At 64.7% G+C, this 13,836-nt stretch carries 8 protein-coding genes; 4 read left to right on the top strand and 4 right to left on the bottom strand.

Going from position 1 to position 13,836, the window contains the following annotated elements; translation table 11 throughout:
- The coding region (locus EN780_RS14250) for a bifunctional aldolase/short-chain dehydrogenase (RefSeq protein WP_128274386.1) at window positions 1–1,773 on the bottom strand (1,773 nt) is incomplete at its 3' end.
- 91 nt (window positions 1,774–1,864) lie between these two features.
- The gene (locus EN780_RS14245; protein WP_128274384.1) at window positions 1,865–2,830 is read right to left on the bottom strand and encodes a sugar-binding transcriptional regulator; all 966 of its coding nucleotides are present in this window, start codon (window positions 2,828–2,830) and stop codon (window positions 1,865–1,867) included.
- 188 nt (window positions 2,831–3,018) lie between these two features.
- On the opposite strand from EN780_RS14245, the gene EN780_RS14240 reads away from it, so the two are divergent.
- The 4 genes from EN780_RS14240 (at window position 3,019) to EN780_RS14225 (ending at window position 10,222) form a co-directional block, all read left to right on the top strand.
- A complete protein-coding gene (locus tag EN780_RS14240) occupies window positions 3,019–4,659 on the top strand; it encodes an acyl-CoA synthetase (protein WP_128274382.1) in 1,641 nt (546 codons plus the stop codon).
- Between the two features lie 370 nt (window positions 4,660–5,029).
- Window positions 5,030–5,635, top strand: coding sequence for a TetR family transcriptional regulator (locus EN780_RS14235; RefSeq protein WP_127286231.1), 606 nt, complete (start codon window positions 5,030–5,032; stop codon window positions 5,633–5,635).
- 57 nt (window positions 5,636–5,692) lie between these two features.
- Window positions 5,693–6,841, top strand: coding sequence for an efflux RND transporter periplasmic adaptor subunit (locus EN780_RS14230; RefSeq protein ID WP_127311840.1), 1,149 nt, complete (start codon window positions 5,693–5,695; stop codon window positions 6,839–6,841).
- A 234-nt stretch (window positions 6,842–7,075) separates the two neighbouring features.
- On the top strand, window positions 7,076–10,222 hold the full coding sequence (locus EN780_RS14225; RefSeq protein WP_128274380.1) for an efflux RND transporter permease subunit: 3,147 nt from the start codon (window positions 7,076–7,078) through the stop codon (window positions 10,220–10,222).
- A 291-nt stretch (window positions 10,223–10,513) separates the two neighbouring features.
- On the opposite strand, the gene EN780_RS14220 is transcribed toward EN780_RS14225, so the two are convergent.
- Complete coding sequence (locus tag EN780_RS14220) at window positions 10,514–12,223, bottom strand: APC family permease (RefSeq protein WP_128274378.1); 1,710 nt, start codon at window positions 12,221–12,223, stop codon at window positions 10,514–10,516.
- A gap of 250 nt (window positions 12,224–12,473) precedes the next feature.
- Window positions 12,474–13,836, bottom strand: a 1,363-nt coding sequence (locus tag EN780_RS14215) for an aminomethyltransferase family protein (RefSeq protein ID WP_210215041.1), incomplete at its 5' end; no start/stop codon positions are given.

Below are 13,836 nucleotides of genomic sequence, written 5' to 3'. Positions count from 1 at the left end.
GAACAGCGTCGCCGCCTTCGGGATGCCATAGGCGCCGAACTTCGGTCCCGGGTTGATCGCCTGCTTGGACGTGTTGAACAGGAGCACGCCGCCGGTGCCCTGTTCCAGCATGATGCGCACGGCATTCTGCGCCGCCGACTGGTGGGCGAAGAAATTGAGCTCGAAGCTCTTGCGCAGCGTAGTGTCATCGAGCTCGCCGATGCGGCCTTCCCAGGCCGCGCCCGCATTGGAGACCAGGATGTCGAGGCCGCCATAGACCGCGACCGCCCGGTCGAATGCGGCGCGCAGTTCGACGGGATTGGTGATGTCGGCGCCGACGCCGATCGAGCCGTTTCCGGCCTTCTTCGCCGCTTCCGCGGCCTTGGCCGGATCGAGGTCGACGATGACGGCATGCGCGCCATTGTCGGCGAACAGCTTCGCCGTCGCCGCGCCGATCGCGCCGGCGCCGCCGGTCACCAGCACCACCTGGCCGGTCAGCGGCTTCGGCTTGTTGGAGGCGAGCTTGGCCTGTTCCAGCGACCAGTATTCGAGCGGGAAGAGATCGGCCTTGGACAGCGGGTGGAAATGGCCGACGGCCTCGGCGCCGCGCACCGCCTCGATCCACATCTCGCCGACATCGGAGGCGATTTTTGCGTCCTTCAGCGTGCGGCCGTGGCCGAACATGCCGAGGCCCGGCACCAGCGTCAGGCGCGGCATCGGATCGAGCATGGTGCGCTTGACGTCGTCCAACGCGTCATTGGTCTGGAAATAGGCGCGGTAGTCCTTGGCGAAGGTCTCGACATGGTTGCGGATGACGGCTTTGTAGTCGCCGATCTTGTCGGCGTCCGGCGCCGGCACGGCCATCGGCCCGGTCTTGATGCGGATCGAGAGATCCGGCGTCGAGACACCGCGCCCGGCATAGTCGGCGATCCTGGCCGAGTTGATGAAATCGACGATCGCATCCGAAGTGCGGAAGTCGCTGATCATGCGGTCGAAGCGGCCCTCGCCGCGCGCCACCGCGACGGCGCCGCGCAGCGCGGGCGCGATATCGGACGGTCTGGCGAGCTTCGCCGGCAGCGCCGCCTTGACCGTCTTCGGCTTGCCGTTTTTGGCGACATAGTCCTCGGCGACCGTCACATGGTGGATCATCCGGTCATAGGCCTGCCTGGCGTCGTCGCCGAAGGTGAAGATGCCGTGCTTGTCGAGGATCAGGCCTTCGACGCTTGGATCGGCATCGAAGACGTCGCCCGCCGCCTTCGCCAGGTCGAAGCCTGGCATGATGTAGGGCACGTAGCCCATCTTCTCGCCGAACACTTTCCTAACCAGCGCCTTGCTGTCTTCCTGGTCGACAATGGCGAGGACGGCGGTCGAATGCGTGTGGTCGACGAATTTGTGCGGCAGGAAGGCGTGCAGCAGCGTTTCGACCGACGGATTGGGCGAGGCGGGATCGATGAGGTTGGCGCGTTGCAGCGCCACCATGTCTTCGTCGGAAAGCCTCTCCAGCGCGCGCGCCTTGAGCAGCGCGCCCATCTTCACCGCCGGCAGGCCCTGCGGCTCGATGACGGCCATGTCCCAGCCGCTGCCCTTGACGCAGAGCACGTCCCACTCGTCGCCGACAAGATCGGTGGCCTTGATCTTGCACGACGTGTTGCCGCCGCCATGGAGCACCAGCCGCGGCTCGCCGCCGAGCAGCCGGGTCGTGTAGACGCGCAGCGCGAGGTCGCGGCCGACGCCCTTCTTGGCATAGTCGGCAACCATCTTTTCCGCGTCGCCGTCATTCCACAGGTTCTTCATGTCGCTTCGTCCGCTTTCATGTCTTTGATTGCTGTGAACAGGAATGCCGCGACGCTTTGATGACAAGGCGCCGGCGGCGAGGGTTGTTTGTCTAGGAGGCCTTCTTGGTCACCGCTCCGGCATGGTCCAGCAGCCGCTGCGCCACGCGCGCGCCGACAACCAGATGCGTGCAGAGCCCGCCGGCGAGCGCGGCAAGCAGCGGCTCGAACTTGCTGTCCTCCTGCACCACCATCAGCCGCTTTTCGATGGCGCCGAGCGAGCCGAGTTCGGCGGAGATGACCCGGCGGTTGTAGCTGCAATCGAGCGCCTCGCCGGCGGCATCGATGATCTGTCCCGCGATCACGCCGGCGGCGCCGGCGTTGCGAAGCACTTCCATTTCGCTCACCGTCAGCGCGCCGCATTTGACGACATGGCTGTCGGCGTCGACGGTGCCGACTGAAAACAGCGCGAGGTTGCAATCGCTGATGCCTGCCAGTTGCTCGCGGATCACCGGCTCGGCGCGCAGGGCCCGCGCCAGCTCTTCCGTCGACAGCACCAGCGGCGCGTAGAAGTTCAGCCCCTTGGCGTTGAGCCGCCGGGCTATTTCCATCGTGCACTGGTCGGGCCGGTAGGAATAGGGCGCCCCGAGGTTGCCGCAGAGCTGTACCACCGTCACGTCCTGCAGGTCTGCGAAGGACATGATGTCCGCGATGGTGTAGACGGTGCGGCCCCAGGCGACGCCGAGGCGGTCGCCCTTCTTGACCAGCTCGAGAAAGACGCTGGCCGCGAGCACCGCGATGTCGGTCGACGGATCGACGACATAGGCGTTTTCGGGCGCGATCCAGACGGCGTCGAGCTTCAGCGCGTCTTCCAGTCGGCGCGCCAAGACGTCGTCGGTGAAAAGCTGGGTCGAGGTTGAGATGTTGACGATGCCGGTCTCGCGGGCCTTGCGCAGATACATGGCGACCGAAGCGCGCGAAATCTTGAGCTGGTTCGCCACTTCGTCCTGGCGCAGGCCATGGGCGTAGTAGAGCCAGGCGGCCTTGTGGATAAGCTGTTCTGCCGGTCGGATCGCCATGCCATCTCCTCGGCTGACATTATTCACGGCTCTCGACAAAAGTCAAACCGAGCGGAGGTATGCATTTCCGTTTCACCGGCTGAATCTAGATCACCATTGTGCCAAATGCCCCCTGTCGTGGCATCGTTGGTGGTGACGCGGAGCGGAGCCTGTGATTAGAAGTCGATAAACATATTGGGGAGGATGGGATGGGCAATCCCTACGAACAGGATCTCGACAGGAATGCCGCCAACCACCAGCCGCTGACGCCGCTGACCTATCTGGAGCGGGCGGCAAAAGCCTATCCCGACCATGTCGCCATCATCCATGGCAACCAGCGCATCACCTATCGCGATTTCTGGCGTCGCTCGCTGCGGCTCGCCTCGGCGCTGGCCAAGCGCGGCATCGGCAAGGGCGATACGGTGACGGTGATGCTGTCGAACACGCCGCCGATGCTGGAGGCGCATTTCGGCGTGCCGATGACCAAGGCGGTGCTGCATTCGCTGAACACAAGGCTCGACGCCGCCGTCATCGCTTTCCAGCTCGACCACGCCGATACAAAGGTGCTGATCGTCGACCGTGAATTCTCCCGCGCGGTCAGGGAGGCGTTGGCATTGGCCAAGGCCAAGCCGTTGGTCATCGACTATGACGATCCCGACTATGCCGCCGATGCCCCCTATCCGAAGGGCGAGCGGATCGGCACATCAGACTATGAGGAGTTCGTCGCAGGCGGCGATGAGGCTTTCGCCTGGTCGATGCCCGACGACGAGTGGGACGCCATCTCGCTCAACTACACCTCCGGCACCACCGGCAACCCGAAGGGCGTCGTCTATCACCATCGCGGCGCGGCGCTGATGGCCTATACCAACACCATCCATGCCGGCATGGCCAAGCACGCGGTCTATCTGTGGACGCTGCCGATGTTCCACTGCAACGGCTGGTGCTTTCCCTGGACGCTGGCCGTGCAGGCCGGCACCCATGTCTGCCTGCGCTGGGTGCGGGCAAAGCCGATGTATGACGCGATCGCCGATCATGGCGTCACCCATCTCTGCGGTGCGCCGATCGTCATGTCGGTGCTGATCAACGCCAAGGCCGAGGACAAGCGTGAGTTCGCGCAAACCGTCACCTTCAACACGGCGGCCGCGCCGCCGCCGGAGGCAGTGCTGTCAGGCATGGCCGATGCCGGCTTCGCCGTCACCCATCTCTACGGCCTGACCGAGACATATGGGCCGGCTGTCGTCAACGAATGGCACAATGAGTGGGACGAGTTGGAGAAGGGACCGCGCACGGCGAAGAAGGCGCGCCAGGGCGTGCGCTATGCTTCGCTCGAGGGCCTGACCGTGATGGATCCCGAGACGATGACGGAAACGCCGGCGGACGGCGAGACCATCGGCGAGGTCATGTTCCGCGGCAACATCGTCATGAAGGGCTATTTGAAGAACAGGAAGGCGACTGACGAGGCCTTCGCCGGCGGCTGGTTCCACTCAGGCGATCTCGGCGTCATGCATCCGGACGGCTACATCCAGCTCAAGGATCGTTCCAAGGACATCATCATTTCCGGCGGCGAGAACATCTCGTCCATCGAGGTCGAGGATGCGCTCTACAAGCATGCCGCCGTCGCCTCCTGCGGCGTCGTTGCGAAGTCCGATGACAAATGGGGCGAGGTGCCTGTCGCCTATGTAGAGCTGAAGCCCGGCAAGAGCGCGACCGAGGCCGAGATCATCGACCACTGCCGCACTTTGCTCGCCCGCTTCAAGGTGCCGAAGGCAGTGGTGTTTGCGGAGATCCCGAAGACCTCGACCGGGAAGATCCAGAAGTTCCGGCTGAGGGAAATGGCGAAGGGTCTCTGAGTTCGTCATCCGAGGGTGAGAGCAGTCGCGGAGCGACGTCGCGGAAACCCTGGGATCCATGCCGTGACCTTGCGGCCGTGCTCCGGCGGTCGAGAATAGCCTGCACGAATCGCGGCGCTGGCAAGCTAACTGCTTGATCCGACTTTATTCTTTGGCCGACGTCACGGCATGGATCCTAGGGTCTGCGCTGCGTCGCTTCGCTCCTTGCTTCACCCTAGGATGACGAACTCATCGTGGGTTTCACGCTTCCTCGCTGTCACCATCTGTCACCAATTGTACGCGTACGTCGATTCCGCGTTGACATGCCGCTCGTTTCGATTTACGACTGACGAAAATTGAAATTCGTCACTCGTTATTTGACAGAGAGCTAATGTCCGAAGCCGCCCACATCGTGGCCGACCCCGCCCGCCAGGAAAACGTGACGCGCATCCTCGATTGCGCCGAGCGTCTGTTCCGGCATTACGGTTACGGCAAGACCAACGTCGCCGACATCGCCCGCGAGCTCGGCATGTCGCCGGCCAATATCTATCGCTTCTTCGCCTCCAAGGTCGAAATCCACCAGGCCGTCTGCGGCCGCATGCTCGGCGCCAGCTACAAGATGGCCTACGAGATTTCGCGTCTGCCGCTCAGCGCCGAGGAGCGGCTGCGCCGCTATGTGCATGCCCAGTACAAGATGACCACGGAAGTCATGCTCGACGACCAGAAGGTGCATGAGATGGTCATCGTCGCGCTCGAGCGCGACTGGGCCGTCATCGACAAGCATGTCGACAGCATCCACGATCTGTTCGCCGAGGTGATCCGCCAGGGCATCGAAGCCGGCGAGTTCAGGGACCAGGATCCGGTGATCGCGTCGCGCTGCTTCGGTGCCGCCACCGTCATCCTGTGCCACCCGCAGATGGTGGCGCAGTGCCTTGCCAAGACCAACCGGGCGATGCCCGACGATCTCATCGATTACGCGATCAAAGCCTTGAAATAGCCGCCGCCCGCCGGGCGCGCGGTGTCGAAAAGTTGATCTCCAGTCAGGAGTGCTAAGGTGTCTTTGTCCAATTCCATCATCCGCAGGCTGCCGGTCGCCGGCCTGATCGTCGCCGCTCTCGGGCTTGCCGGCTGCAGCCAGGAGAAGGCCGAAATCAAGGAAATCATCCGGCCGGTCAAGGTGGTCGAGATCGGTGAGGCCCAGACCACCCGCGAGCTCGACTATTCCGGCTCGGTGCGCGCTCGCACCGAGATGAACCTTGGCTTTCGCGTCGCCGGCAAGGTCACCGAGCGCCTCGTCGATATCGGCCAGCATGTGAATTCGGGCGATGTGCTCGCTCGCATCGATGCCTCCGACTACGATTTGTCGGTCAGGAGCGCGGCGGCGAGCCTTGACGCCGCCGAGCGGCAGGTCGAAACGGTGGATCTGGCAAAGAAGCGCGCCGAGCAGCTCTACGCCAAGAGCTTCGCGTCGAAGTCGCAGCTCGATCAGGCGACGCTGACCTATGCTCAGGCCGTGGCGACGCGCGACGCCGCCCGCTCGACGCTTGCCCAGGCGAAGAACCAGGTCGGCTATACCGATCTCAAGGCGAGCGAGGACGGTATCGTTACCGCCATCAGCGCCGATATCGGCCAGGTGGTCGGCGCCGGAACGCCGGTGATGACCGTTGCCGTCGACGGCGAGAAGGAAGTGCTGATCGCCGTTCCCGAGATGGACATCGCCGAGTTTCGGCCGGGTAAGGACGTCAAGGCGGGCTTCTGGTCCGACGATGCGCTGACGCTGGCCGGCAAGGTGCGTGAGGTTTCCGGCAGCGCCGATCCGCAGTCGCGCACCTTCGCTGTCCGCGTCTCGCTGCCCAACGATCCGCGCGTGCTGCTCGGCATGACCGCCAACATCGAAGCCTCGGTGGCGAGCCGGAAGCAGATGGTGTCGATCCCCCTCAGCGCGCTCGCCGAGAAGGACGGCCGGAAGATTGTCTGGACCGTCGACCGCACCAGCGAGACGGTTCATCCGCGCCCGGTCAAGGTCGGCGACTTCACGGTCGACGGCGTCAATGTCGCCGACGGGTTGAAGCAGGGCGACGTCGTGGTTGCCGCCGGCACGCAGTTCATGACCGAGAACCTCAAGGTCAAGCTCTCCGGCGACGCGGCGCAGCAGTCGGCGTCGGCCGAGGGCAAGGCCGACATCACCAGCAGCCTGCGCTGAAGCCGGGCGAATGAAAACGCCGCTCGCTCGGGCGAGTGGACCATGGTTTCCGGGCGGCGAGCGCCCGGCTGTCGAGACGTCAGGTTGATGTAACCCCCACATCGATCCTCGCGTCCCACCGCGACGAGTGTCTCTCCGCCTCGGAAAGCCTCGCCGCCCGGAAGCCAGCATCGGAAATTTCGTGAGCACGCGCAGTTGCGTGCCTTGCCGATCAATCGGAATGGACTGACGCCGATGACCACCGACAGCACTGAGAAGCGGCCTTTCAATCTTTCGCGCTGGGCGATCGGCCACCCCAGCATCGCGCGCTTCCTGTTCGGCCTGATCATCCTTGCCGGCGCGCTCGGCCTGATGCGCATGGGCCAGAAGGAAGATCCTGACTTCACCTTCCGCGTCATGGTCGTCCAGGCCGTCTGGCCGGGCGCCTCGATCCAGGAGATGGAGGACCAGGTCGTCAACAAGATCGAGCGCAAGCTGCAGGAAACGCCGCATCTCGATTTCGTGCGCTCCTATACGCGCGCCGGCAGCGCCATCATCACCTTGCAGGTGAAAGGCGACACCAATGCCGAGCAGGTGAAGGACGCCTTCTACCAGGTGCGCAAGAAGGTCGGCGACATCGCCAGCGACCTGCCGCAGGGGCTGCTCGGCCCGTATTTCAACGACGAGTTCGGCGACACCTTCATCACGCTGCATTCGATCAGCGGCAACGGCTACAGCTATCCGGAGCTGAAGAAGTTCGCCATCCAGGCGCGCGATATGCTGTTGACGACGCCGGGCGTCGAGAAGGCCGTAATCATCGGCGACCAGCCCGAGAAGATCTATATCGACGTTTCGTCGAAGGCGCTGGCCGAGCGCGGCCTGACGCTGACCGACCTGCAGAACGCGATCAAGGGCCAGAACAATGTCGATCCGGCGGGCTCGGTCGACACCGGACAGCGCTCGGTGCGCATCTCGGTCGAGGGCGACGTCACCAGGGCCGCCGACATCAGGGAACTGCGCCTGCGCGCCGGCGGCCAGGTGACGCGGCTCGGCGACATCGCCACAGTCTCTTCGGGGCTGGAGGATCCGTTCCAGCGCAAGTACCGCTTCAACGGCCATGAGAGCGTTCAGCTCGGCGTCGTCATGGCCAAGGGCTTCAACGTCACCGACGTCGGCAAGGATGTCGAGGCGACCTACCAGCGCTTCGAGGAAGGCCTGCCCTACGGCGTCGCGGTCGACCAGATCTCCGACCAGCCGGAGGTCGTCCGCGATGCCGTCAAGGAGTTCATGGAGGCGCTCGGCGAGGCGCTGCTGATCGTGCTGGCCGTCTCGCTGCTGTCGATCGGCTGGCGTTCCGGCCTGGTCATCGCCATCGCCATTCCGCTGGTGCTCGCCGCCACTTTCGCCATCATGTACGAGCTCGGCATCGACCTGCAGCGCATTTCGCTCGGCGCGCTGATCATCGCGCTCGGCCTGCTCGTCGACGATGCGATGATCGTCGTCGAGATGATGGAACGCAAGCTGGAGGAGGGGCTGGTCAAGATCGAGGCGGCGAGCTTCGCCTATTCCTCGACCGCCTTCCCGATGCTGACCGGGACGCTGATCACCACCGCGGGCTTCATCCCCGTCGGCTTCGCCGCCTCGACCGCCGGCGAATATGTGCGCACCCTGTTCTATGTCGTCGGCATCGCGCTGGTCGTGTCCTGGTTCGTCGCGGTCTATTTCACGCCGTGGCTCGGCCACATGATCCTGAAGCAGCGAAAGCATGCCGGCAGCCATCACGATGTCTTCGACACGCGCTTCTACCGCCGCCTGCGCGCCACCGTCGGCTGGGCCGTGCGCCATCGCATCATCGTGCTGGTGATGACGCTGGTCACCTTCGCCACCAGCCTGTGGGCGTTCCAGTTCATTCCGCAGAACTTCTTCCCGCAGTCCTCCCGGCCCGAAATCCTCGTCGACCTCTGGCTGCCGGAAGGCACCTCGATCAAGGAGGTCGAGACGCAGGCCAAGGCGCTCGAAGGCAAGATGATGGACGATCCGGACAAGCGCTTCATCGCCACCTATATCGGCGAGGGCGCGCCGCGCTTCTTCCTGCCGCTCGACCAGCAGCTCAGGAATCCGAACTTCGCCCAGCTCCTGGTGATGGCCAAGGACGAACCGGCGCGCGAGCGGCTGATCGTCAAGCTGCGCACCATCCTGGCCGAGGATTTCCCATCGATCCGGTCCAAGGTCGACCGCCTGTTCCTCGGTCCGCCGACCGGCTGGCCGGTGCAGATGCGCGTCATGGGCCCGGACCGCCAGGAGGTGCGCCGCATCGCCGACGAGGTGAAGGCGAAGTTCCACGCCAACCCGCTGCTCGGCGCCGTGCATGACGACTGGCTGGAGCCGGTGCCGGCGATGAAGCTGGTCATCGACCAGGATCGCGCCCGCGCGCTCGGCGTCACCTCGCAGCGCATCCGCCAGATGCTGCAGGCCACCATGTCCGGCGCGCCGCTCGACGATTTCCGCGACGGCGAGGAGACCGTCTCGATCGTCGCCCGCGAGCCGGATGCGAGCCGCAAGCTGCTGTCCTCGGTCGATTCCGTCTACATCCCGACCGATTTCGGCGGTTTCGTGCCGCTGTCGCAGGTGGCCAAGGTCGTTCCGGTGCTGGAGCAAGGCATCGAGTGGCGGCGCGACCGCCTGCCGACCATAACGGTGCGCGGCACCCTGCCGGACGGCGTGCAGTCGAACGACGTCGTCACCAAGATGTACAACGACATGAAGGACCTGCGTGCCGGCCTGGCGCCCGGCTACAAGGTCGAGATCCAGGGCGGCGCCGAGGATTCGGCCGAAAGCCAGGCCTCGATCGCCGCCAAAGCGCCGATCATGCTGGCCATCATCGTCGTGCTGCTGATGATCCAGCTGCAGCATTTCGGCAAGGCGATGCTGGTGCTGGCCACCGGCCCGCTCGGCATCATCGGCGCCGCCGCGGCGCTGCTGATCAGCGGCGCGCCCTTCGGCTTCGTCGCCATCCTCGGCGTGATCGCGCTGCTCGGCATCATCATGCGCAACTCGATCATCCTGGTCGACCAGATCGATCAGGACATCGCCGCCGGCATGGAGCGATCCGAGGCGATCATCGGCGCCGCCGTGCGCCGCTTCCGGCCGATCATGCTGACGGCGCTCACCGCCGTGCTGGCGCTGATCCCGATCTCGCGCGCCGTGTTCTGGGGGCCGCTGGCCTACGCCATGATGGGCGGCATCCTGGTCGCTACCGTGCTCACCATCCTGGTGCTGCCGGCAGGCTACGCGCTGTTCTTCGGCCGCGAGCGCAGGAAGGCCGGGGTCGAGGACAAGGGGCCCGAGTCCGAACTGACTCAGAACAACGAAAAGCCGGAGCTGGCGCTGGCCGCGGAATAAGGTGGTGGCAACCTCGGATCGTCCGCCATTGCCACGGGTCGATGGCGGACGATCTGCGTCGCGGGCCGGCGCGCTAGAGCAATTCCAGGAAAAGTGTGAAGCGAATTGCAGCGGCGCGGCATCTTCAGGCGCGAGTATGAGGGCTCGACGCTGCGCGAGAATCTCGGCCTGAAGCGGCCGCCGAACCGGTTCTTCGAGGAGACGATCCGCAAGGCGGACTGACGAGAGGCCGTTGGACAAAAGAGATCGGGCGCGCCGAGGCGCGCCCGATCCTGTTCTCAGGTCGCTGCGTCAGATGACGAACAGCCAGTTGGCGATCAGCATCACCGCCACGCCGGCGATCAGCGTCAGATAGGGCAGGGCGCCGGCCTTCTTGACCTTGAGGTCGGCCGACGTCATGCCGAGATCGGCCAGCATATGGTCGGGGAACTTGCCGCCGTCCTGGATGTAGTGACGAAAGCAGAACACCGGGATGATCAGCGCCGCAGTGATCAGGCCAGCCCACAGCGCCATCGGGTTCCACACCTTGGCGCCGGCGCCCATGAAGACGGCGTTGACGTAGGCGAAGATCGCGCCGATGCCGAGCAGCCAGGTCGGCGCCCGCCACGGACGCGCGATATGGCCGTTGTCGATGCGGTGGATCCAGCCGGCATTGAGGTTGAGGAAGTTGAAGATGATGTAGCCGCAGTTCGACACGGCGAGGATGAAGAAGAAGCTCGTCGCGTCGGCCGAGGCGATGGCCAGCACGATCAGGTTGAAGACGAGGTCGGTCCACATCGCCCGCGTCGGCGCGCCATGCTCGTTGACATGGCTGAGATAGCGCGGCAGCCAGCCGTCTACCGAGCCCTGGTAGAGCGTGCGCGAGGAGCCGGCCATCGCCGTCATGATGCAAAGCACCAGCGCCAGGATCATCAGCATGACCAGCAGGCTGTGGATGATCTTGCCGCCGCCGACCATGCCGGCCAGCGCATCGGCGACGCCGGAGCCGTCGACGATCGGCGTCGCCAGCATGCCATTGAGGCCGAGCACGCCCTGGAAGGTGAACGGCACCAGGATGAACAGCAGCATGCAGAGCAGGCCGGAATAGAAGATCGCCTTGAACGTGTCGGTGCCGGGGTTCTTGAACTCGGAGGTGTAGCAGACGGCGGTCTCGAAGCCGTAGGTCGACCAGGCGGCGATGAACATGCCGCCCAGCACCAGCGTCCAGCCGGCGATGTTCCAGGCTCCCGGGTCGGGCGCGTAGGCGGCCGCCAGCGGCACCAGCGGCGAGAAGTTCGCCCAGTTGATCTGGCCGGTGAAGATCGGCACCACACCGACGATCAGCATCGGGATGATGACCAGCAGGCCGATATATTTCTGCACACTGGCCGTGCCGAGGATGCCGCGATGCTGGATCGAGAAGATCATCAGCATCAGCACCGCGCCGATGAAGAAGGTGGCGTTGAAGGTGAAGGACACCGGACCCAGCGTATGGCCCCACAGCGACCAGGTGCGGATCGCCGGCGTCGCGGCTGCGGCCACCGCCGCGATGGCATCGGCAGGCGCCGTGCCGGCATGGGCGGCGATATAGGCGACCACTTCCGGCGAGGTCTCGCTGAAGACCGGGATCGGCGCCAGCGCGTTGAGGATATAGGCGGCGGCGATCGAGCAGCCGAGCGACAGCACCGGCGACCAGGCGAACCAGTTGCACCACACCGACAGCGGCGCGATGAATTTCGAGTAACGCAGCCAGGCGGTGGCGCCGTAGATCGAGGCGCCGCCGGACTTGTTCGGGAACAGACCGGCGATTTCGGCATAGGTGAACGACTGCAGGAAGCCCATGATCATGGACACCGTCCAGATCACGAAAGCCAGGGTCCCGGTCGTGCCGGCAATGCCGCCGATGGAGAACAGGACGAGGGCGGGAACGCCGCTTGCCACCCAGAAGGCGCCACGCCAGTCGATATGCCTGAGCAGCTTGCCTTCCGCAGGCTGCTCAAGGACCGTGCTCATTGTGCTCATATGTATGAATTCCCCTTTTTTGCTGTTCCCCGCCGGTGTGCCTCGGCTGCGCGAAGCTTCCCCCCGGCCTCATTTCGAACGGCTGTAGTGTTTCCACTCAGTCGCATTTTTTTCTTAACAGTGAAGATTGATCCGACGCGCTTTCACGTCAAGCGTTTTGTGGCGCCGTGCACATCACGCTTGCGAAACATGGCACGGACGCCACTGCGGCCGCCATCAAGACGGTCGGATGAGGCCTTGGAGGCGGCCGTCAGGAGCGCGGTTTCGTCTTTTGCGGGTCGTAATGCGCGAAGGCCACGACTCGCGCCGGCAGCCGCTTGGCATGGCCGTCGAGCTTGCCGACCTCGACCTCAGTGCCGATGTCGGCATGGGTGACGTCGAGCCGCGCCAGGGCGATGGTCTTGCCGAGCAGCGGAGAGCGCATGCCGGAGGTGACGACGCCGATCTGGGCGCGGCCGACATGGACGCAGTCGCCGTGGCCGACAGGGATGTTCGCATCGATGTCGAGGCCGACCAGTTTCGTCTGCGGATGTTCCTTGCGCCTTATCAGCGCGTCGCGGCCCATGAAGTCGTCGGTCTTGGTCTTCAGCGGCACGGTGAAGCCGATGCCGGCCTCGAACGGGTCGGTCTGGTCGGAGAACTCGTAGCCGGCGAAGATCAGCCCGGCCTCGATGCGCACCATGTCCAGCGCCTGCAGGCCCATCGGCTTCAGCCCATGCGGCTGGCCGGCCTCCCAGATGGCGTCGAACACCTTTTCGGCGTCGCGCGGATGGCACCAGATCTCGTAGCCGAGCTCGCCCGTATAGCCGGTGCGCGAGACGACCACCGGAACGCCGTTGCCGCCGCCGATGCGGGCGACCGCGAAGCGGAACCATTCGAGCTCGCCGATCGAGGGCTGCAGCGGCGAGGTCCAGACGACCTCCTTCAAGATGTCGCGGCTCTTCGGGCCCTGCACGGCGATGTTGTGCATCTGGTCGGTGGACGAGCGCACCAGCACGTTGAGGCCGAGTTCCCTGGCCGTCTCTCGCAGCCATTCGCCGGACAGGTCGTCGCCGCCGACCCAGCGGAAATTGTCCTTGCCGAGCCTCAGCAGCGTGCCGTCGTCGATCATGCCGCCATGCTCGTAGCACATCGCCGAATAGACGACCTGGCCGACGCCGAGCTTCTTGACGTCGCGGGTCAGCGTGTATTGCAGCAGCGCTTCGGAATCCGGTCCTGTCACCTCGAACTTGCGCAGCGGCGACAGGTCCATGATCACCGCCGCCTGCCGGCAGGCCCAGTATTCGGCGATGGCGCCCTCTTTGGCGAAGGAGTTGGCCAGCCAGTAGCCCCTGTACTCGGCGAAGTCGCGCGTGTGCTTGGCAAAGCTCGAATGAAAAGCTGTCTCTCGGGTCATCTTCGGTTCCGAATCGGGCGTCATGCGTCTGGCGATCGCACGCGAGAATTTGTGCTGGCCGGAATAGGTGCGCACATGGATGTCGGTGAGATTCCAGCCATTGGCGGGCGTGGTGTCGTCGGGGCAGGCGGAGGAGACGCAGACGATGTCGGTCAGTGCGCGCAACAGCACATAGTCGCCCGGCCGCGACCACGGCTCGTCCGACACCATTATGCCA

Origin of the sequence: Mesorhizobium sp. M4B.F.Ca.ET.089.01.1.1, assembly GCF_004022605.1 — a bacterium.
Lineage (GTDB): Bacteria > Pseudomonadota > Alphaproteobacteria > Rhizobiales > Rhizobiaceae > Mesorhizobium > Mesorhizobium abyssinicae.
The sequence above is the reverse complement of the archived record's forward strand: the minus strand, read 5'-3'. Positions and strand labels throughout refer to the sequence as shown.

What these genes read in the sequence shown, in the direction of transcription:
- EN780_RS14240 (WP_128274382.1), top strand. Translation starts at nt 3,019, where the DNA reads ATGGGCAATCCCTACGAACAGGATCTCGACAGGAATGCCGCCAACCAC.
- EN780_RS14235 (WP_127286231.1), top strand. Translation starts at nt 5,030, where the DNA reads ATGTCCGAAGCCGCCCACATCGTGGCCGACCCCGCCCGCCAGGAAAAC.
- EN780_RS14245 (WP_128274384.1), bottom strand. Translation starts at nt 2,830, where the DNA reads ATGGCGATCCGACCGGCAGAACAGCTTATCCACAAGGCCGCCTGGCTC.
- EN780_RS14220 (WP_128274378.1), bottom strand. Translation starts at nt 12,223, where the DNA reads ATGAGCACAATGAGCACGGTCCTTGAGCAGCCTGCGGAAGGCAAGCTG.
- EN780_RS14225 (WP_128274380.1), top strand. Translation starts at nt 7,076, where the DNA reads ATGACCACCGACAGCACTGAGAAGCGGCCTTTCAATCTTTCGCGCTGG.